This window comes from Lapillicoccus sp. (genome assembly GCF_025353065.1).
Taxonomy (GTDB): Bacteria; Actinomycetota; Actinomycetes; order Actinomycetales; family Dermatophilaceae; genus Lapillicoccus.
Genome location: NZ_JANXRJ010000153.1, coordinates 1 through 19,842, shown reverse-complemented (window position 1 = coordinate 19,842; position 19,842 = coordinate 1). Strand labels below are relative to the sequence as shown.

22 protein-coding genes are annotated in these 19,842 nt (G+C 70.2%); 7 read left to right on the top strand and 15 right to left on the bottom strand.

Features of this window, described 5'->3' with window-relative positions; genetic code table 11:
- The first annotated feature begins 13 nt into the window (after nt 1-13).
- Nucleotides 14-892 (top strand): MarR family transcriptional regulator, encoded by an 879-nt coding sequence (locus Q0R63_RS12045; RefSeq protein ID WP_295697515.1) that lies wholly within the window; start codon nt 14-16, stop codon nt 890-892.
- Between the two features lie 184 nt (nt 893-1,076).
- Here Q0R63_RS12045 and Q0R63_RS12040 read toward each other — a convergent pair whose 3' ends face one another.
- From Q0R63_RS12040 to Q0R63_RS12015, 6 genes are all read right to left on the bottom strand, one after another.
- Nucleotides 1,077-1,415, bottom strand: coding sequence for a type II toxin-antitoxin system VapC family toxin (locus Q0R63_RS12040; RefSeq protein ID WP_295697514.1), 339 nt, complete (start codon nt 1,413-1,415; stop codon nt 1,077-1,079).
- A gap of 235 nt (nt 1,416-1,650) precedes the next feature.
- Nucleotides 1,651-1,971, bottom strand: coding sequence for a putative quinol monooxygenase (locus tag Q0R63_RS12035; RefSeq protein ID WP_295697513.1), 321 nt, complete (start codon nt 1,969-1,971; stop codon nt 1,651-1,653).
- A gap of 108 nt (nt 1,972-2,079) precedes the next feature.
- Nucleotides 2,080-2,640 carry a DUF1097 domain-containing protein gene (locus Q0R63_RS12030; RefSeq protein WP_295697511.1) on the bottom strand — a complete coding sequence of 187 codons (561 nt, stop codon included), beginning with the start codon at nt 2,638-2,640 and terminating at the stop codon, nt 2,080-2,082.
- 64 nt (nt 2,641-2,704) lie between these two features.
- Entirely contained in the window at nt 2,705-3,739 is a 1,035-nt protein-coding gene (locus Q0R63_RS12025) for an NAD(P)-dependent alcohol dehydrogenase (RefSeq protein WP_295697510.1), read from the bottom strand.
- Nucleotides 3,736-4,587, bottom strand: coding sequence for an iron-sulfur cluster assembly protein (locus Q0R63_RS12020; RefSeq protein ID WP_295697509.1), 852 nt, complete (start codon nt 4,585-4,587; stop codon nt 3,736-3,738). The genes Q0R63_RS12025 and Q0R63_RS12020 overlap by 4 nt, the downstream gene beginning before the upstream one ends.
- Nucleotides 4,588-4,590: 3 nt before the next feature.
- Nucleotides 4,591-5,643, bottom strand: coding sequence for an amidohydrolase family protein (locus tag Q0R63_RS12015; protein WP_295697508.1), 1,053 nt, complete (start codon nt 5,641-5,643; stop codon nt 4,591-4,593).
- A 160-nt stretch (nt 5,644-5,803) separates the two neighbouring features.
- Here Q0R63_RS12015 and Q0R63_RS12010 point away from each other — a divergent pair, with 160 nt between their 5' ends.
- Nucleotides 5,804-7,309, top strand: coding sequence for a helix-turn-helix domain-containing protein (locus tag Q0R63_RS12010; protein ID WP_295697506.1), 1,506 nt, complete (start codon nt 5,804-5,806; stop codon nt 7,307-7,309).
- A 152-nt stretch (nt 7,310-7,461) separates the two neighbouring features.
- Here the strand turns inward: Q0R63_RS12010 and Q0R63_RS12005 are convergent, their stop codons facing one another.
- Nucleotides 7,462-8,322: a helix-turn-helix domain-containing protein gene (locus tag Q0R63_RS12005; protein ID WP_295697504.1), complete on the bottom strand. Its 861-nt coding sequence runs from the start codon at nt 8,320-8,322 to the stop codon at nt 7,462-7,464.
- 332 nt (nt 8,323-8,654) lie between these two features.
- On the opposite strand from Q0R63_RS12005, the gene Q0R63_RS12000 reads away from it, so the two are divergent.
- Entirely contained in the window at nt 8,655-9,173 is a 519-nt protein-coding gene (locus tag Q0R63_RS12000) for a DNA starvation/stationary phase protection protein (protein ID WP_295697502.1), read from the top strand.
- A gap of 95 nt (nt 9,174-9,268) precedes the next feature.
- Nucleotides 9,269-9,907 carry an HD domain-containing protein gene (locus Q0R63_RS11995; RefSeq protein ID WP_295697500.1) on the top strand — a complete coding sequence of 213 codons (639 nt, stop codon included), beginning with the start codon at nt 9,269-9,271 and terminating at the stop codon, nt 9,905-9,907.
- Nucleotides 9,908-9,948: 41 nt separating this feature from the next.
- Here the strand turns inward: Q0R63_RS11995 and Q0R63_RS11990 are convergent, their stop codons facing one another.
- On the bottom strand, nt 9,949-10,503 hold the full coding sequence (locus Q0R63_RS11990) for a hypothetical protein (protein WP_295697499.1): 555 nt from the start codon (nt 10,501-10,503) through the stop codon (nt 9,949-9,951).
- A 473-nt stretch (nt 10,504-10,976) separates the two neighbouring features.
- Between Q0R63_RS11990 and Q0R63_RS11985 the strand changes: the two genes are divergently transcribed.
- A complete protein-coding gene (locus tag Q0R63_RS11985) occupies nt 10,977-11,246 on the top strand; it encodes a type II toxin-antitoxin system prevent-host-death family antitoxin (protein ID WP_295697498.1) in 270 nt (89 codons plus the stop codon).
- A 65-nt stretch (nt 11,247-11,311) separates the two neighbouring features.
- Entirely contained in the window at nt 11,312-11,743 is a 432-nt protein-coding gene (locus Q0R63_RS11980) for a type II toxin-antitoxin system VapC family toxin (RefSeq protein ID WP_295697497.1), read from the top strand.
- Nucleotides 11,744-11,778: 35 nt separating this feature from the next.
- Here Q0R63_RS11980 and Q0R63_RS11975 read toward each other — a convergent pair whose 3' ends face one another.
- The 6 genes from Q0R63_RS11975 to Q0R63_RS11950 all read right to left on the bottom strand — a co-directional run bounded on the left by Q0R63_RS11975 (nt 11,779) and on the right by Q0R63_RS11950 (nt 18,109).
- Nucleotides 11,779-13,101, bottom strand: a complete 1,323-nt coding sequence (locus Q0R63_RS11975; protein WP_295697496.1) for a BREX system ATP-binding domain-containing protein — start codon at nt 13,099-13,101, stop codon at nt 11,779-11,781.
- Nucleotides 13,098-14,120 carry a BREX system ATP-binding domain-containing protein gene (locus tag Q0R63_RS11970; protein WP_295697495.1) on the bottom strand — a complete coding sequence of 341 codons (1,023 nt, stop codon included), beginning with the start codon at nt 14,118-14,120 and terminating at the stop codon, nt 13,098-13,100. The genes Q0R63_RS11975 and Q0R63_RS11970 overlap by 4 nt, the downstream gene beginning before the upstream one ends.
- The gene (locus Q0R63_RS11965; protein ID WP_295697494.1) at nt 14,117-14,917 is read right to left on the bottom strand and encodes a hypothetical protein; all 801 of its coding nucleotides are present in this window, start codon (nt 14,915-14,917) and stop codon (nt 14,117-14,119) included. The genes Q0R63_RS11970 and Q0R63_RS11965 overlap by 4 nt, the downstream gene beginning before the upstream one ends.
- A 318-nt stretch (nt 14,918-15,235) precedes the next feature.
- Complete coding sequence (locus Q0R63_RS11960; RefSeq protein ID WP_295697493.1) at nt 15,236-15,865, bottom strand: NifU family protein; 630 nt, start codon at nt 15,863-15,865, stop codon at nt 15,236-15,238.
- Between the two features lies 1 nt (nt 15,866).
- Complete coding sequence (locus tag Q0R63_RS11955; protein ID WP_295697491.1) at nt 15,867-17,807, bottom strand: ferrous iron transporter B; 1,941 nt, start codon at nt 17,805-17,807, stop codon at nt 15,867-15,869.
- Nucleotides 17,804-18,109, bottom strand: a complete 306-nt coding sequence (locus tag Q0R63_RS11950) for a FeoA family protein (protein ID WP_295697489.1) — start codon at nt 18,107-18,109, stop codon at nt 17,804-17,806. The genes Q0R63_RS11955 and Q0R63_RS11950 overlap by 4 nt, the downstream gene beginning before the upstream one ends.
- A 268-nt stretch (nt 18,110-18,377) precedes the next feature.
- On the opposite strand from Q0R63_RS11950, the gene Q0R63_RS11945 reads away from it, so the two are divergent.
- Nucleotides 18,378-19,580 carry an MFS transporter gene (locus Q0R63_RS11945; RefSeq protein WP_295697487.1) on the top strand — a complete coding sequence of 401 codons (1,203 nt, stop codon included), beginning with the start codon at nt 18,378-18,380 and terminating at the stop codon, nt 19,578-19,580.
- 43 nt (nt 19,581-19,623) lie between these two features.
- Here the strand turns inward: Q0R63_RS11945 and Q0R63_RS11940 are convergent.
- Nucleotides 19,624-19,842 (bottom strand): hypothetical protein (locus Q0R63_RS11940; protein WP_295697486.1); only part of this gene is annotated, 219 nt, incomplete at its 5' end.

The following is a 19,842-nucleotide window of genomic DNA, read 5'->3' as shown; positions in this document are numbered from 1 at the left end:
GTTGAGGACATCCATGGGGACTGCGAGCGACAGCCGGGCACTGCTGCCCGGGATGGCGCTTCGGCCGGGACACCTGTTCTGGCGGGCTCAGTCACGCGTCTCCGCTGCCCTCGCCACGGTCCTGCCCGCCGACGTCGACCTCCATGCGTATGCCGCGTTGCTGGCCCTGAGCGGTGGAGTCACCCGGTCGCAGCAGGAGCTCGCGGACACCATCGGTGTCAGTCGGACGACGATGGTCAAGGTCGGCGCCGACCTGTCCGGCCAGGGCCTGGTCCGCCGGGTCCGCCGGGCCGACGACCGCCGGTCGTATGCGCTCACCCGCACCCCCGAAGGCGTTGCGGCGGCTCGCCGGTGGCGCCGGCACGCCGAGGAGGTCGACGACGTCGTCACCACCGGCTTCACGACGACGGAGCGGGAACAGCTGCGGGCGCTGCTCCAGCTCGTGGCCGAGCCCGACCTCTCCATCGACGTGCCCGAGCCGCTGCGCGAGAGCGTCGCCTACCTCGTCACGCACGTCCACGCCCGGATGCACCGCGAGTTCGCGACGGCTCTGCATCCCCTGGACCTCATGCCGGCGCACGTCGGTGTCCTGTTCGGCCTCGACGAGATGGGCCCGGTGACGCAGTCCGAGGCCACTCGCGCTCTCGGGGTCAGCGCCCCGAGCATGGTGCTGGTCGTGGACGAGCTCGAGCAGGGTGGGCTGGTCGAACGGCGCCGTCACGCCACCGACCGGCGGGCGCAGGTGCTGCACCTGCACGGCGACACCGCCGGGCTGGTGACCCGGGCGCACGCCCTCGCCGACGACGTCTCCGACTCCGTGCTGGCGCCGCTCACGCCCGCCCGCCGACGCCGACTCCTCACCCTCATGCAGCGGTTCGTCACCCACCCGTGACCCACGGGTCGGCAACCCCCTACCGGCGCGACCGGTCAGCCAGACCTGCAGGGGGCCGGAGCATGTCCGGGTTTGACCCTGTATGCCGCGACACTGGTGACGCCTTGCCTGTTTGGCGGCGCACCGCCGGCGTCAATGACGCCGACCCCCTCCGCTCACGGCGGTCCTCCTCGCCGCTGTCTCCTCAGACGACATCGATCCTCGCGTGGTGCCCGCGAGTGCGAGCCAGCCTCTCGTCGCGAGTGATCAGGGGGCAGCCAAGGGCCTCGGCCAGAGCCACGTAGGTCGCGTCGTCCGCCGTGAGGTCGTCCCGCAACGCGAACGCCCGACGCCGCAGAGCGTCCCCGGTGGACCAGCGCTCGAGCGTGAGGTCGTCATAGTCCGTGACGAGGTCGTGCGCCCGCGGAACCGTGAGATGCCTGCCCTCGGTGAGACCCCGAACCGCTGACACGACCTCTATGTCGATCAGCCCAGTTGCGTGCAGGTCTTCGGCCTCAAGGAGAGCGCAACTCTGTCGTGCCATCGAACAACGAGAGGGCGTCGACCACCGCCGAGCAGTCGATCACGATCATGGGGTCCGATCGACCTCCTTGGCGGTGAGTCCCAGCAAGTAGCGGTTCAGCGACTCACCCCGGGCCGCGGCGCGGGCCTTCAGAACACGGTGGGAGTCGTCAGGAACGTTGCGGATCTGCACGAGGGAGCCCATGGCATCCACCGTCGATGTTCTGCCATACAGACTGCATACCCGTTGTCCGTTGTCAGACGGCCATCTCCCCGAGCTCCGACCACTCCGTCCCCTCGACGGTCGCGTTGACGATCTTCGGCGTCGCCTGCAGGTAGGCCGGCAGCTCCGACGTCGCCTGCTTGAAGTGGTCCGACTGCACGTGCGCGCCGCCGGCTGCCTCGTCGCGGAAGGCTTCGACGAGCACGTACTCGTCGGGGTCGGCCACGGAGCGCGCCCACTGGAACCACAGGCAGCCCTCCTCGGCGTTGCAGGCCTGCGTGAACTCCCGCGAGATCTCCGGCCACGCGTCAGCGTGCTCGGGCTTCACGAGGAACTTGGCGGTGATGAAGATCAAGGGTTTCTCCTACGAGACTCGAGGCAGGTGAAGGGCACGCCGTCCCCCACAGGACGGCGTGCCCACATCTTGGCAGGGGGCAGGCCCCGGCCAGACCGGGACGCTCGTTCAGTGCGCGGGGGTGGCGTGCGAACCCCCGAGCTCGGCGGGGTCACCGGCGGCCAGGCCGAACCGCTTCTCGATCACGTCCGCGCCCCGTTCGGAGAGGAAGGCCAGCAGCGATCCGCCGATGACCGAAGCGAGGACCGAGGCGAAGATGTAGCCTTCGTTCGCGAACCCGGACGCCCCGCCGAAGCCGAAGTAGGCCGCGGCGCCGACGAACGCGCCGGGGATAAACGACAGCAGCGGCACACGTGCCTGGACGCACATCAAGAACGCTCCGATGCCGACGCACAGACCGAGCAGCGGCATCGAGGTCACCGACACGTTCTTCCAGACGAGCACGATCAGGAAGCCCCAGACGACCCCGCTACCCACTGAGCCCAGGTTCGTGACCAGCCCCTTGGTGCCGCCGCCGACGGCGTAGAAACAGGCCCAGGCCGCGAAGCCCACCCAGACCACCAGCGGTGTCTTCCAGTCACCCATCTGGGTCAGGACGCCGAACGCGAACCAGGTGAACAGGCCCGCGAGCACCCCGATCGAGATCCCTACTGCTACCAAACGTTTCATGTGCTCTCCTTTGAACAGTGCATGTGCTCTCCTTTGAACAGATCACCCGACGGATGCAGCAAGGTCAGGGAATGAGGATGGCCCGGCCGCGGACGCGACCGGCGTCGAGGTCGCTGATGGCGGACTGGAAGTCGTCGAGTCCGTATTTCTGGGTGTGCAGCGTGACGGCGCCTCGTGCAGCGAGGGCCATGAGGTCGCACAGGTCGTTGTACGACCCGACGAGGTTGCCGATGAAGTTGATCTCGGCCGAGACGATGTCGATCGTCGGGACGTCGATGTTCTCGCCGTAACCGACGACGTGGTAGTCGCCGGCCTGGCGCAGCATCTGCACGCCCTCACGCGTCGCGCCGCCCTCGCCGACGAAGTCGACGAGCACCTCGGCGCCGAAGCCGTGCGTGAGCTCCTGCACCTGGGCGACCTGCGTGCCGTCGGCGACGACGCCGTGGTCGGCGCCGATCGTCAGGGCCAGCTTGATCGCGTCGGGGTTGCGGTCGACGACGATGATCTCGGCCGGACTGAGGGCCTTGAGCACCTGAATACCGATGTGTCCCAGTCCTCCTGCGCCGATGACGACACACTTGTCGCGCGGGGTCAGGCGCTTGGCCGCCTTCGCCGCCGCGTGGTATGCCGTGAGGCCGGCGTCCGCGAGCGCCGCGATGTCCGACGGCTCGAGGGCGTCGTCGATCTTCACGACCGAGCGGGCGGACGTGAGGATGTACTCGGCGTACCCACCGTTGTGACTGATTCCCGGGAACTGATTGTTCTCGCAGTGCACGTCGTCGCCCGACCGGCACGCTCGGCAGAGGCCGCAGGTGATGAGCGGGTGGAGGATGACCTTGTCGCCCTCCGTGACGTTGGTGACGGCGCTGCCGACGGAGTGCACCCAACCGGCGTTCTCGTGCCCGATCGTGTAGGGCAGCTGGACCTGCGACTTCTCGGCCCACTGCCCCTCGAGGATGTGGAGGTCGGTCCGGCAGACCCCCGCACCACCGATCCTGACGACCACGTCCCAGGGGTCTTTCGCCTCCGGCATGACGACCTCGGTCATCTCGAGGTTCTTGTGGTAGCCGACGACCTGGACGGCGCGCATGGTGCTCATGAGCCAATCTCCTTGACGGTCAACGGAAGCAGCGTGTGGTGGTTCGATGGCTCGGCATTCAGAGGTTCGGCGCCATCGGGTCGGGCGACCTGGTCGGAGTCCGAGCCGGGGTAGCGGGTGGCCAGCAGCCCGCGACAGAAGTGCGCGTTGCCATCGATCGAGATGCGGGTCGAGCGAGCCCGGCGCAGGGCCATCGGCACGTCGTCGGGCGGATAGCCCGTCCCCTCGTGGTCGACGAGCACGAGCGAGTCTGCGTCGGAGGGCAGCCCGAGGGCGGCCCGCCGTCGCACCAACGCGTCCGTATGCCGCCCTGCCGAAAGCTCGTGCAGCCGCACCGACCCGACGCTGAGCTCCGAGCGATCGGGCTCGGCACGCAGCAGGGCGGTGAGGCAGCGCTCCATCGCGGCTGTGTGGGCCTTGCGCTGGAACGTCGCTCGCAGCTCGTCGAGATCCTGCTCGGCCTCGTGCTTGAAGGTGCCGCGATAGCCGGCGTCGGCCGCGAGCCCCGCGTTGATGAGGTCGGAGTCGTGGTGGTCGTCGAGCTGGACGACCACCCGCCCCACCCCGTCGAGGACCGAGATCGCGTCCTTCGCGTCGGAGGCCATCAGGTAGGCGAAGTTGGGCGAGCAGAACGAGGTCGGCAGTCGCAGGTGCACGACGACCTCTGTCCCGGGGAAGTCTGTCCCTGCTGGGTGCTCGAGCCTCCTGAGGGCCACCGACCGGACGAAGCCCAGGTCGGTGATCGGCTCGTCGAGCTCGGGGTCGAGGACGGTGCCCAGCGCCCGCTGGACCTCGTCCTCCCCCACCCGGCCCACCGGCATACGTGCGGATCGCGTGATGACCGACATGGCTCAGGCGTTCTGCAGCTCGGCCGCGACCGTCTCGTCGGCGCCGCGCGGTCCGGTGGCCGTCTCGTCGGCGACGGGGAGCCGCAGCGCTGCGGGGACCTCGATGTCGTAGAGCTTCGCGGCGTTGAGCCCCAGCACCTTGCGCTTGATGTCGGTGGTGAGCTGCGTGTACTCCGTCATGTCGGCGGGGATCTGGAAGTCGACGAACTTCTCGACCAGCCACTTCGGCGTCCAGATCGCGTAGTCGCTGGAGAACAGGATCCGGTCCTCGCCGATCCAGTAGAGGAGCTCGCCCATGATCTGCGCGAAATAGCGAGGACGGCTGTGGATGAACGGCATCGCGACCGCGAGGCCGCCGTAGACGTTCGGCTCCTGTGTGGCGATCCAGCAGAAGTCCTCGAGCCGCGGCAGGCCGACGTGCTCGACGACGAAGTTGAGGTCGGTGAAGTCGGTGGCGACGTTGTCGATGTCGGCGACGTCGAAGGCGTCGCGGTCCAGCGGGCGGATGGTGGGGCCCTTGTGGACGTGGATGTTCTTGATCCCGAGCTCGCGGCAGGCCTCGAGGTAGCGGTAGGCCCACGGGTCGGTCAGCTTGTAGCCGCGCGACTCCCCGTGCCACTCGGCGGTGTAGAGCTTGACGCCCTTGAGGTGGTACTTCTCGGCGTCCGCACGCAGCTGGTCGAGGCCCTGCTCGCCGTTGCGCGGGTCGAAGTTGTGGTTGTAGGTGAGCTTGTCCGGGTGGGCCTCGGCGAGGGCGAAGGCTTCCTCGGACTGCCCGAAACCGGTGTTGTAGAACTCGTTGAGGTAGGCGGGCTGGAAGATCGCGTGGTCGACGTAGCCGTCCTGGAAGAGGTCCTTCATCAGCCGTGCGCCGCCCTGGTAGAGGTAGTCCTCGTAGGTCCAGACCTCGGTCTCGGGGCTGAGGTTGCGGTGGTAGTCGTAGAAGCAGTCGATGAACTGCTTGCCGTGGATGTTGCGCTGGTTCTCTTCGCGGGCGTCCCACAGTGCGATGTGGGAGTCCACGACGAAGTAGTCGTTGCCGTCTTTCGAGTACACCGTTGTCTCCTTGTCGGTCGTGACCTGCCGTAGGTCCAGTGCCGAACCTAGGCAGGCGGGGCGACCGCCGACAGAGGTTCGCTGTCTCAATTTGAGACACCGTGCCCGGCTTCGTCCCAGCTGGCGGGGGTAGCGTCAGGTCACCGGAAAGGAGACGGCAATGACGCCGACGGCAGACGGACGACTCCCCCTTCGCGCGACCGCGCCGTATGCCGGCACGTCACCCCGCGTCTCCAGCCGCCTCCTCGCGTCGTGGCGCCGCAGCGAGGACTACGGCGTCTCCCTCGACGAGATCGACCCGGTCTGGGCGGGCACCTACGCCGGGGACTCCCTCTTCTTCGAGTGCGGCCTCGAGGTCCTGACCAGCCTCCACCAGACCCTCGCCAACGAGCCGATCAGCCTGATGCTCACCGACGCCGAGGGCCTGGTCCTCAACCGCTTCAGCGGCGACACCTCACTGCTGCGGGCACTCGACAAGGTCCGCCTCGCACCCGGCTTCGCCTACTCCGAGCGCGATGCCGGCACCAACGGCCTCGGGCTCGCGCTGGCCGACCGGATCCCGACGATCGTGCGGGCCGAGGAGCACTACAGCGCCAGCCTCCGCACCTACACGTGCGCCGCCGTCCCCGTCCTCGACCCCGTGAGCGGTCGGCTCGAGGGCGCCGTCAACATCACCACGTGGGCGAAGTCCTCCACCGACCTGCTGCTGGCGCTGGCGCAGTCCGCGGCCGGCAACACCTCCGCGCTGATGCTCGCCCGCGGCGAGGGTCGGACGGCGAGACCGCAGCCCAAGGGTGGCATCTTCCGGGTCCAGAACGCGAAGCTCGAACCCGGTGCCGGCACCCTGCGCGAGATGTCGTCGGTGTGGACGGGCGCGCTGGCCGAGGCGGCCAGGGCGATGGAGCAGGGCAACGTCGTCGCCGCCGTCGGTGAGGTCGGCTCTGGCCGAGCGACGTTGCTGGCACAGGCTCTTCGCCGAAGCCGCCCCCGCGACCGTATCCTCAGCGCCGCCTCCCCCGACCCGCAGGACGTCGACGGCTGGCTGGCCCTCTGGACACCCGAGCTCGGCAAGGACCACACCGCGGTCATCGTCTCCGACGTCGACGCACTTCCCGCCTGGGGCGCGCAGGCGCTCTACGACCGGGTCGTCGCCGTCCGCACGGGTATGCCGCGCAGCCCCGACGGCGGCATACCGGATCTGCCCTGGGCCATCACCGCCGAGCACCTCGATGACGTCCCCGAACCGCTGCGGGCGCTCGTGGACACCGTCATCGAGGTCGCCCCCCTGCGCGAGCGCACCGCCGACGTCATGCCCCTCGCCCGGTATGCCGCCCACAACACCCGCGCCCGCGAGGTCGCCTTCAGCGCCGCGGCCGAACACGCCCTCACCGGCCACGGCTGGCCCGGCAACGTCGACGAGCTCTTCCAGGTCGTCCACGACGCCGCCCTGCGCACCGACACCATCGACACCAGGCACCTCCCGCCCGACCTCGTCCGCCCGAGCGCCGGCCACCTCACCCGCATCGAGACCTTCGAACGCGAGGAGATCATCCGCTGCCTCACCCGCCCCGACGTCACCGTCGTCGAGGCCGCCAAGGCGCTCGGCATGAGCCGGGCGACCCTCTACCGCAAGGTCGCCCAGTACGGCCTGACCCACCTGCGCTGACCTCGGCCCGACTGACCCGAGCGTTGACCCCGTCTGATGGACCTGTCCGGGAGAGGTCCCGTAGCTTCGCTGACGCGCCCAGTGCATTCGACACGTCGGATGCTCCCCTTGGTGCTGGGTGCAGGACAGCATGAGCGGCGCCGCCGGTGACGTCAGTCGGCCGCGGCGGCTTGCCTCGCACGTTCGTGAGACGGCGACGCCGGGGTGGCGTTCGGTCGTTGCGCTGAGCGGAAGCGTTGCTGGTAGGCGCGCGGGGGGATCCCGAGACGGGTGACGAAGGCGCGACGCATCGACTCCGGGTTGCCGTAACCGGCCAGTCCGGCCGTCGTGCTCACGGAGTGGCCAGCGTCCAGCGCTGTCTTTGCGGCGTCGAAGCGGACAGTGGCGACGAACTGGGCCGGGGTCGTGCCCAGTTCGTTGGTGAAAAGTCGGGTGAGGTGACGCGGGCTGACAGCGAAGCGCGCGGACATGGCCGGCATCGAGTGGTCTCCGGCCGGGTCGGCGGCGATGGCGTCGTGCACGCCGCGCAGCATGGCCGTCCTGGGCCGCGCGGCCTGCAACGTCGGCGAGAACTGGGATTGGCCACCGGGGCGCTGGAGAAAGACCAGCAACGACTGTGCGACGGTCCGGGCCATCTCCTCGCCGTGGTCGTCCTCGAGCAGGGCCAGTGCCAGGTCGATCCCGGCCGTCACCCCGGCGGAGGTGAACAGGCGACCGTCCTTGACGAAGATGGCGTCCGGTTCCACCGATACCCCTGGGTAGGCGCGCGCCAGCAGCCCGGCGTGCTGCCAGTGTGTGGTTGCCCGGTGGCCGTCCAGCAGGCCGGCCCTGGCCAAGATGAAAGCACCCGTGCAGATCGAGCAGACCCGTCGAGAGTTCGCGGCGAGCGCCGTTGCGGCGGCGACGAGCCCGGCGTCGATGGCGCGCAGGGGCAGCTCGTCGCCACCCATCACCAGCAGGGTGTCGAAGCCGAGCCCCGGAAGCGCTGCGTCGCTGTCGGCGAGCAAGCGCATACCGGTGGACGACGTGATCGGGCCCCCCCGACCGAGCAGATGGTGAGCTGGTAGCTCGCCCCCTGTCGGTTCGCCTCGGCGAAGACCTCGCTGGGACCGGCGACGTCGAGCATCTTGACCTGCTCGAACACCACGATGCCCACCCGGTGCGCGACACGCGGTCCACTTCCCTTGGTCACCGGCATCTTGTGGATGCTAGCCCGTTCCGGCCTGGCCGAATCAGTGCGAAGCCTGGCCGGGGAAGGGGGGCCCCGACGGCCGACGGGCAGCAGGCTGGGTTCAGGCCCGGGGACGACTCCGGGCACGACGACGAAGACCAGGAGAGCCCAGCCATGACCAGCGCCATCCACACCGACCGTTCACCCTCCAGCGCGGTTCCGACCAGCCCCGCACCAACCGGCGGATTCATCGCCACCGCCGCCCTCGCCGACAACCTGCAGAGAGTGCTGGTCGACCTGGTGGCGCTGCACATCACGCTCAAGCAGGCCCACTGGACGGTGTCCGGGCCCGGGTTCCGCAACCTGCACCTGGCCCTGGACGAGATCGTGGATGACGCCAGGGACCACTCCGACGCCGTAGCCGAACGCCTCCGTGCGGTGCGGGCTGTCCCCGACGGGCGCATCGCGACCACGGCCGACACCAGCACCCTCGCAGAGTTCCCCTTGGGCGAAGTCCCCGTGCAGGACGTCGTGAGCCGGGTGACGCGGTTGCTCGAGCAGACCGTCCACACGGTGCGCGAGGTTCACGACGACGTCGACGCGGCAGACCCCACGAGTGCCGATCTGCTGCACGTGATCATCGAGAACCTCGAGAAGCGCGCCTGGCAGATCTCTGCCGAGTCCAGCCGCTGACCTCAGACGCCGCGCGCGGCGGCTGACCTCAGACGCCGCGCGCGGCCAGGTGCGCGCGAACCACCCCGAGCCGATACCCCTTATCAGGAGAGACCATGACGGAAACCATCGCGGGGATCGCCGTCCCCGACACGCAACTCGTCCGCGACGCCACCCACCTGGTCCGCGACGCGGCCCCGCCGCTGCTGTTCCACCATTCGCGACGCGTGTTCCTGTTCGGCAGCCTCAAGGGGCGTCACCGCGGGCTGCGCGTCGACCCCGAACTGCTCTACGTCGGCGCCATGTTCCACGACCTCGGCCTGACCGAGCGCTACAGGCGAACCGACCAGCGATTCGAGATCGACGGCGCGGACCTGGCCTTCGACTTCCTGCTCGACCACGGCCGAACCACCGACGAGGCCCGGGCGGTGTGGCTCGGTATCGCCCTGCACACCACCCCGGGCATCGTCGACCACCTGGATCCCGAGACGTCCCTGGTCACCGCCGGAGTCGAGACGGACGTGCTGGGCTTCGGCCTCGATGAGATCAGCGCTCAGGACCGCGCCGCCGTCATCGCCGCCCATGAGCGCCCCGACTTCAAGAACCAGATCCTCGAGGCCTTCACCGACGGCATGAAGGGGCGACCCGAGACGACCTTCGGGACGATGAACGACGACGTGCTCGCCCACTTCGTCCCCGGATTCACCCGCTCCGACTTCGTCGAGATCATCCTCGGCTCCCCCTGGCCCGAGTGACGCTGCCACGGATGACCCCTGACGTCATCCACTCCTCTTCCCTACCAGCCCAGCCCGGCACACGGGTCGCTACCGGCGACCACCGTCTCCTGTGACAACCGACTGTCCTCGGCACGGATGAGGAAGAGCTCTTCGGTGTCGTCCCGGTAGGCGGCGATGACGCCGTCGAGCGCGTGATCGAAGCTGAAGGCGGCAAAGTCGTCACCGCCGGCATCGCGGGCCAGCGCCTGCGGTCCGAGGAAGTGGTCGACGAGGAAGCGGATCGACGGGATCGCGTCGTTCGACTTCTCGATCCTGTCCCATTCGAGCCGGCACCCGTCGAGGCAGGGTCGCCAGTCCGTGGTTCCGCGGGGCATGCCCTCCGGGGCCGACGACGCGATCGAGCCGCCCGCCTTCGCCATCGCCAGCGACCACACGGCCCGCGGGTTCATCGGCACCGTGAAGACATCGCCCTGCGGCCCGCCCTGCCACTCCGCTAAGGCGGTGAGCCACTCCACCTCCGCGGCGTTGAGCGGCGGGGTGATGTCGAGGTGTCCGATGTAGGTGGTGCTGTAGCCCCATGGCGTCCTTCTGTGTCGGGGGCCGACGTGACACACCGCGCCTGTCGGCCCCGAAAACAATCCACAGGCGAAATTAACTGTGGATGAACGAGATTCGACAAACCCAGCGTGCAACGCTTACGGGATGAGCAGACCGAAGCATCGCTGGGACGTGGCCGATCCCGAAGAGACCTGATCCGACGTCACGGGCAGACCACCGGACCGCGCGTGCCGTGGGAGCACGGCAGATCGAGGACGGTGGAGCACGTGTTCATCACCGTCGTGTGCCGTGCCGGTCGCGTCTTGCCCGGCCGGACCGAGCTCTTCTGGTCCCTCGCCTGGCGCTACTCCAACCATCTCACCGACGCCTTCGACGGCGACGTCTAGGTGCTGACCGAACACGGCTGGACCGGCACCAGCGATCGGCGCTCCGGCTTCACGCCCGCCCTGCAAAGGTCGTCGAGGAATCAATCCCTTCGTCTTGTGCCGTGAACGTACAGAAAGTGACGTTGTCTACGTACACTGATCCGATGGAGGTCTCGGTGACAGCGTTGCGGGGTGATCTCGCGGCCTGGATACAGCGGGCCCGGGACGGCGAAGAGGTCGTCGTCACGGACCGCGGCGTACCCGTCGTGCGGATGGTAGGAGTTGCGTCGGCAACCCTTCTCGAGGACCTGACTCGGCGCGGCGTCATCAATCCGCCGCGGTCCGCAACTCGGCCTGACCCTCGCGACGTGGACCGACCGACCCCTCGGGGGTCGGTGTCCGACCTCGTGGCCGAGCAGCGCCGTGAGCCCTGAACTGAAGGGGGAGATGCTCCGTCGTGAGCTGTGCGCCCTGACTTCTGCACCGTGAGTCCGCAGCGATGACCACGGTCGTCTTCGACTCCTCGGCGTTGACCAAGCTCCTGCTGAGAGAGGCGGACAGCGACCTCGCCATCGATCTCTGGTTGGCTGCCGACGGACCGGTGGCGAGCCAACTCGCCTATCCCGAGGTCTGCGCTGCCCTCGGCGCGGCACAGCGAGACCGTCGCCTCACGGCTGCCGAGGTCTCTCTCGCGCTCTCTCGGTGGACGGGGCTGTGGGCGGCTGTCCGCACCATCGATCTCACCGATGACGTCTCGGAGCGGGCCGGAGCGCTGGCCGTCGAGTACGGCCTGCGGGGAGCCGACGCCGTGCACGTCGCCGGTTATCTCTCGATGGGAGCCCCGTCGGCGCTCTTCGCCTCGTGGGATCGCCGACAACGAGAGGGCGCAGCCGCCGCCGGCGTCCTCCTCGCGCCGGCCTCACTCCCCTGAGCCTGGCCGGGCCGGGCCTTGCGCGGGCCCCCCCGTCAGGTCCCCGCGTCGTCGTCCTCAGCCAGCTCGTCGTAGTCCGACGCCAGCTCCACGACCTCGGTGCTCGGCTGGTATGCCGGGTCCATCCGCACGAGGTCCCACTCGTTGATCCACGCCCGGACGTACTGCCGCATCCGGGTCGCACCGAGCCGCTCGAGCCCCGGCACGTGCGGCGGCTGCCAGCCGTAGGCGTCGCCGTGCAGCGTGCGCAGGGTGGTGTAAGCGCGGTCGAGCTCCACGGCGTCCGGCGGCACGAGATGCACGAGGTCGCGCTCGATGTGGCGCATGCCCGTCTCGGCGAGCGTCGCCATCTCGGCATACTCGTCAGTCTGCTTGTCCCGCAGGCGTCCTGGCAGCACCTCGAGGTCGCTCTTCCCGTGCAGCACGGCCGCCTCGAAGTCGTCCGTCATCGCCCCTACGACGACCACCGGGTCGCCCGTGTCGCCGGTTTCGCCGTCGAGCCAGCGGGCGAGCTCGGCGTAGGCGCGGCCACGCTGCAGCAGCGAGTAGCGCCCGATCAGCTCGACCTCGTCCAGGAGGATCACCCAGCCGGGGCGACCCGCCGCGTGCAGCAGCCGGGGCAGGAACCGCAGCCGCTGCCGCGCCAGGTCGCGGACCTTGACCGGGGAGAAGGTGAAGGTCTTCGCCTCACCGATCGCCTTGAGCTGGCGCCGCAGGTCGGGCACGGGCAGGGGATCGCCGGACCAGAACCGCACGATCGTGTCGATGAACTCCTCGTCGCCTCCAAAGGCCTCGGCGCCGAGCCGCTGGTGCAGCAGCAGGGTCGCCTCGAATCGCTCGTTGAGGTCGCGACCCGGCCCCCGCAGCCAGCGCAGCAGGTCGGCGTAGGCCGAGTTGTCGGGGTCGAGCGCGTCCGCCGCCTCCTTGACGACGTCCCGCGACCCGTCGGGAGCCACGGCCGACGCGACCGTGGCCCGCAGCACCTTCGCCGGATCGTGCAGCGGCGTCTCCTTGCTGATGACCACCGTGGAGACGACGAACCCCGCCGAGGTGGCGAGGTGGCCCAGGTGCGTGAGGAGGTGGCTCTTGCCCTCCCCGAACCCGGCCCCCAGCAGCAGCGAGGCCCGCTCGCTCGCGTGACCGCGCTCGCCCGCGCCGCCGCGATCGCCGCCGGCCCGCGGCCCAGCCACCCGCTCGAGCAACTCCGCGAACTGGTCCTCGACGTCGCTCTGCCCGGACCCGAGCGCGATGACGGCGTCAGCGTTGGGCACCCCGCTCCGCAGCGCTTCAACAGCACGCCGCCGGCTCAGCCGCTCGGCGTCCCAGACCTCGCCAGTCGGTCGGACGTGAGCACTCATCGGACGGCCTCCAGACGGACCTCGAGTCGGACCAACGACGCATACGGATTCGCCCGGCGCCGGTCGCGCACCTCGTCGGCGACGCGGAGCTGAAGCGCGGCATACGAGGGCAGTCCGCGGTTCTCGTCGGTGACCAGCTCGGGCGGGACGACGGCGACGACGAGGAGGCCGACGAGGTCGTCCGTCGCGTCGATCAGCTGACGCAGGAGCTCGTAGGCGTCGAGCACGGCCATCTTGGAGTAGTAGATGCCGGTCCGTTCCGGCACCGCAGGTCGCCGGGCCTCGGCGAGCCGAGTGAGGTCGAGATGGAGCACGAGCCCGCGGTGCCCGGCGCGCAGCAGGAGCCCGCCCACGCTGGTGAGCAGGTCGCGCGCGTTGTGCCGCCCGATCCGCCCGTAGATCAGGACTTCGCGCAGGTCGCGCAGAGCGACGGGTTCGCCGACGAGCCAGTCGCGCACGACCTGCGCCTCGGCCGGGCTCGCGTCCCTCTCGCCGAGATGCGCCTGGGCCAGCCTCAGCAGGGCCCGGCGCAGCTCGCGGGGCAGCGTGTTGTCGTGCAGCAGGCTGCGCTGGAGTCGTCGTCGGACATCGCGATGGAGCTCGCGCGCGTCGACGTCGTGGTCCAGGGCGACCTCAGCGACGGTCAGTCGACCCTCGGTCGCCGGGAAGTTGATGGCGTCGTAGGCCGCGACGACGACGGCCGCCGCCACCTCGTCCCAGTCGATCTGGCGGGCTAGGGCGAAGAAGACCTGGTCGATGAGGTGGATCTTGGTCGACTCGGCGGACACCGACACCACGGGACACTCGACTCCGGCCGCCGCGTCACGCAGGGCTCGCTCGAACCGGTCGGCGACGTCGGCGTCACCGGCGACGACGAGCTTGACCGAGCCGCCGCCGGCCGGGAGGTATCCGGCGAGGTATTCATCGGCGAGGAACCGCGCGTAGTCGTCGGCCTTCATCACTCCCCCGCCGAGCACCGCCGTGCCGGTGCCGGCGCCGGTGTCGAGCCCGCTGCTCACGACGCCTCCGTGAAGGAGACGCCCCAGTAGGTCTGCGGATGGCCGCTCCGGGCGACCGTGACCAGGGTGCCGGTGCCCTTGGTGCCGGTGCTGGCGGGCAGTCGCAGCCCCCGGCCGGACTTCGCCGTCGAGACCCCACTGGCGTCGAGCAGGTAGATATCGCGGGCGAACTCGGGCTTGGAGTATTCGCGCTGCTGGCCGGGCAGGAGGGTGAGGACCGACCAGAGGTCGACGAGCGGGAGGACGACGCCGGCGCGCTTGTCCTGCTTCGCCCGCACCAGGTCGTATGCCGCCTCGAGACTCTCGAGGAAGGTCTCCGCCCGGAAGCGGGGCGGCCGCTTCTGGGCGGCCGCGAGCAGGGCGACGAGGACCGAGGGCCGCAGCCGTCGCTCGCGGCGGCGATCGATCTCGACGGCGGCGTCGCCGGGCAGGATCTTGATGAGCGAGGGGTAGCACAGCAGCCGCTGGTCGCTCTCGACCATGGTCACGCCAGCCGCGTCGGCGGCCTCGACGAGCTCCTCGGCGAAGGCCCCGGAGGCCAGGTGCCCCTGGTCGTCGAAGTCGAAGGACGCCTCGGCGGCCTTGGCCGCCTGGGCCGACTCCGCGGCATACCCCGCGGCGGCCGCGAGCGCCTTGCGCAGGTCGCGGACCTGACCTCGCGCCGCCCCGACCTTGGCCTTGCGCAGCTCGCGAGTGACGGCAGCGGCAGCCTTGATCGCCGCATCCACCTGGTCCTCGGTCGCCGCCAGCGCCCCTTCGATCCCGTCCCCAGCACCCACGTCGGGCCCATCCTTCACAGCTCGTCCCTGCGGGCACGCGACGTGCGCCCGACACCGTCCCCGTAGGCTATCGGGTCGCACCGACGGCCGGTGACCGATGATTGCGGAGCCCCCAGCGCCGACGCAGCGAGGTCAAGGATGAGCTGCCGTTGCTACCTTTGGTCGGTGACATCCGGTAGCGAGCGGCTGGCCCTCTCTACCCCTCGCACGTGGCTGACCTGGGACGAGATCGCCGCAGTCTTCGTGGGACCACCTGACGCCGAGTGGGAACACGATCGCGCCCTGGTGGACCACGCACTCCATGACCCCTGGGCGCACGAAGCGTAGGGGGCCGAATCAGCGACCGCGGGTCGGGATCAGGCGCAGCATCCGCCGGCCGGCACCGGGGCCGGGCTCGTCCCGGGCGGTGAGGCGGAGCAACCCGGGATAGAGCGCCCGCACCCCGCCCTCGAGACGCTCCGTGAGCGTGACGTCCGAGGCGGGGCAGTGCCGGCAGGCTCCGCTCAGCTGGACCTCCACCTCGGACTCGTGGGCGCTCAGCAAGATGACCTGACCGCCGTGGGAGCGGATGTAGTCCCCGACCTCGCCGTCGAGCACCTGGTGGACGGCTGCCCGCAGGACGTCGTCGCCCGGCGCGGCCATCGCGGCCATCGCGTCCGTCGCGTCTGCCAGATCCGGCGCCTGCCACTGCTCGGGAACGGCGAGCGCGGCCTGGAGCGCGTCCCGGACGCGGACACCCTGCTCCCGCCACTCCAGCCCCGCCGCCAAGGTGAGGCGCACCGCCGCAGGCTCGACCGTCAACCCCGCCAGGGTCGCGTCGTCGAGCAGCTGCCGCAGCGGCGCAGGCACCTCGACCGGCATACCGACGAAGCCGAGAGTCCCCGCCGGGATGACCCACCGCAGGGTCCTGGGGTCGTCGGGCAACGACTCGGGGTGCACGGGGACGACGGCCAGATCGCCGGCCACCTCAGGTCACCGCCCCGACGACCAGCCGCGCGGCCAGCCCCATCACCCAGGCGAGGACGAACATGTAGCCGAACGCGATCGCCGGCCACCGCCAGGTCCCCGACTCCCGGCGCATCACCGCGATCGTCGACATGCACTGCAGCGCATAGAGGAAGAAGAGGAGCAGGGCCGCCACGACGGGCGGTGTGAAGAGCAGCTCACCGGCCCGGGGCCCCTCCTCGACCCGCATCGTGCGCAGCGCGATGGTCGGGGTGTCGGGGGTCTCGGCCGCGGCGACCTGGCCCAGGGTCGCGACGAAGACCTCCCGGGCCGACAGCGAGGCGAGCACCCCGATGTTGATCCGCCAGTCGAAGCCCAGCGGCTGGAAGACCGGTTCGACCGCGTGCCCCACCGCCGCGCCGAAGCTGTGGTCGATGACGTAGGCCGACACGGCAGTGTGGTTCGCCGGGTTCACCCCCGCCGCCTGCAGGTCGGCGGTGCTGCGCGCAGGCAGGTTGAGCAGCAGCCACAGCACGATCGTGGTGACGAGGATGATCTTGCCGACCTTGCGCAGGAAGGTGCGCGCGGCGTCGAGCGTCGACAGCGCGACCGAGCGGGCCGACGGGATGCGGTAGGGCGGGATCTCCATGGAGAAGGGCAGCAGCGGACCGCTGCTGCGACCGAGGCGGGAGAAGACCCAGGCCGCCACCATGGCCGACAGGGCCCCCACGAGGTAGAGGCCGAACATCGTCGCCCCCTGCGCGCTGATCGGGCCCCAACCCGCGCCGCTCGGCACGACGAGACCGATCAGCAGGACATAGACCGGGAGCCGCGCCGAGCACGTCATGAGCGGCGCACCCATCATGGTCGCGATCCGGTCGCGCGCCGAGGGCAGCGTGCGGGTGGCCATGATGCCGGGGACCGCGCACGCGACGGACGACAGCAGGGCGACGAACGCGCGCCCCTCGAGACCCGCCTTGGACATCACCCGGTCCATCAGGAAGGCCGCCCGCGCCATGTAGCCGACCCCCTCGAGCAGGTTGATCATCAGGAAGAGGAGCACGATCTGCGGGAGGAAGACCAGCACCCCGCCCACCCCGCCGAGCAGGGCTTCCGAGACGAAGCTGCTGAGCAGGCCGTTGGAGATCCGGCTGTTGGCCAGTCCCCCCAGCCACGCGAAGAGGCTCCCGATCGCGTCCTGCAGCGGGGCGGCCGCGGTGAAGATGACCTGGAAGAAGGCGAACATCGTCACGAAGAAGACGAGGGTGCCCCAGACGGGGTGCAGCAGCACGGCGTCGACGCGGCGGGTGCGGGCATCGCCCTCGGGGAGCTCGTAGCGGGCAGAGCTGAGGACCGAGGTGATCCACGCGGCGACCTCCATCGGCGCGTGCGGTGGTGGCACCACCGGTCGCGCCCACTCCTGCGGCCGGCTGAGCAGCTCCCGCAGCGCGACGAGGTCGCTGCGTCGCCCGCCGGTGACCGCGAGGACGGGGACACCGACGGCACGGCTGAGCGCGGCGACGTCGAGAGCGCCCTGCCGGCGGGTGAGCTCGTCGGTGAAGGTGAGCACGACGCATACGGGGAAGTCGGTCTGCATCACCTGCGCGAGGAGCCCGAGGGAGCGCGGCATCGTCGTCGCGTCGAGGGTGACGAGCAGGGCGTCGGGGCTCTGGACGCCCGCGTTCAGCGGGTCGAGGACGTCGGTGAGGACCCGCTCGTCGGGACTGATCGGGTCGAGGCTGTAGCTGCCGGGCAGGTCCTCGATGACCACCCGGCGCCCGGCGACCTCGGCCGCCCCCTCGTAGCGCGAGACCGTCACCCCGGGGTAGTTGCCGGTCTTGGCGCGCAGTCCCGTCAGGGCGTTGAAGAGAGTCGTCTTGCCCGAGTTCGGGCTCCCGACCAACGCCACCCGGGCCTCGGACTGGCGAGCGTGCCCGGCGGTCTGGCCTGTCGCCGAGGTCATGCCTCGAGCGACACGCGGATGCACCGGGCCTGCGCGCGGCGCAACGCCAGCTCGCAGCCCGCGACCCGGAAGATCACCGGGTCGGCCATCGGCGCCCGGCGGACGACGTCGACCTGCACACCCGGCCGGAAGCCGAGGTCGAACAGCCTGCGGGCGACGGCCTGGTCGACCTCGTCGCGTACGTCGATGATGCGGGCTCGAGCGCCCGGCTTCAGCTCGGAGAGTGCGCAGCTGGTCCGCTCGCCGGCCACGCCGGTGGGCGCGATCACCCGGTCGCTGAGGAACGCAGAGAGGACGGACATGAGATCTTTTCCGGTCGAGTTCGGGAGGTCGGCTCGCGCAAACCGAGCCATAGGTAACGTAAGCCTTACCTTAGTTGCGCCGCAAGCCATCGGACTGTGATCTGCCGCTCGCCGGTCGACTCCCGCCGCGCCGGTATGCCGCGTGCCCACCGATGTGCCGCGTGCCCGCCGATGTGCCAGGCGCTTCTAGGCTCCCCTCGTGGAGAATCCTCAAACGGCTGCGCGGCCGACAAGCACGCCGCCGGTCCGAGGCTGGCGGAACGCGGTGATGACCGCGTTCGCCCTGGGTGGGGTCACGGTCTCGAGCTGGGGGCCGCGGCTGCCCGAGCTCCGCGCCGAGCTGGGCCTCGACAACGCGGCGCTCGGGGTGGTCCTGGCCGGGCTGACGGTCGGTTCGGTGGCCGGTCTGGGCGCGTCGGCGGCCGTGCTGTCCTGGCTCGGGTCCCGACGCGCGATCTGTGCCGGCCTGTGGTGGACGGGTGTCGCGATCGCGGTCATCGGCCTCGGCGCCGGTTCGGCCGGCTCGGTCGCGGTCACCACCGTCGGGTTCGTCATGGTGGGCTTCGGGATCGGCGCCGTCGACGTGATGATCAACGTCGAGGGTGCCGCGGTGGAACGCGCCGCCGGGAGGACGCTGCTGCCGCTGATGCACGCGGCGTGGTCGGCGGGCGCGATCGTCGGGGCGGGGATCGGCGCCGGCTGCGCGGCCCTGAGCGTCGGCGTGCAGTGGCAGTTCCTCGGGGAGGCGGTCCTGATCGTCGTGGCGGCCGGAGTCGCCGCCTCGTTCATCCCCGCACACGGGGCACCCGACATCCCGGTGTCCTCCCCGACTCCTCAAGTGTCGCGGGTGCCGCGGGCTCAGCGGGTGCGTGACTGGCTGCGCGGCTGGGGCGACTGGCGGCTGCTGCTGATCGGGATGGTCATGCTGGGCGTCGAGCTGGGTGAGGGGACGGCGAACAACTGGCTCACCCTGGCCGTCCACGACGGCCATCATCAACCCGAGTCCGTGGCCCCCCTGTTCTTCGTGGCCTTCGCCGTCAGCGAGACGATCGCCCGCATCGCCGGTGGCCCGCTGGTCGACCGTGTCGGGCGGGTGGCCGCGGTCCGGATGACCACCGCGGTCGGTGTGGTCGGGATGGTGATCTTCATCCTCGGTGGGCCGGCATGGGCCATCCTGCTCGGGACGCTGCTGTGGGCGGTCGGGGTGTCGATGGGCTTCCCGCTGGGCATGTCCGCCGCTGCCGACAGCGGCCCCAACCCGGCGGCCCGGGTCAGTGTGGTCGCCTCGATCGGCTACCTGGCCAACCTCGCCGGCCCGCCCGTCATCGGGTTCATGTCCCAGGCGATCGGACTGCTGCACGCGCTCTGGCTCGTCGTCGCACTGCTCGTGCTCGGCTTTGCTGCGTCCGGAGCGCTCAAGGTTCGCCCCGACCGGCAGGGGACGAGCGGGTCGATGCCTCAGGACGACTGAGGCAGGGACGACTGAGACGAGACGACGGAGCCAGGGGGGCCTTTCAGTGCGGCAGCTTGGCCCGGTCCAGCTCGGCCATCAGCCCGGGCCTGCGCTTGTAGGTCGTCCTGATCTCGCGGATCTCCACGTCGAGCGCGTCGAGCGCATCGACAGCACCGGTGCCGGCGGCATACAGCCTGCGCATGGTCTGCAGGGTGGCAGCGACGGTGCGGTAGCTGCGCTTGTCCGCGTGGCCGAGGGCGTCGTGGAGCTGACCGCGGTA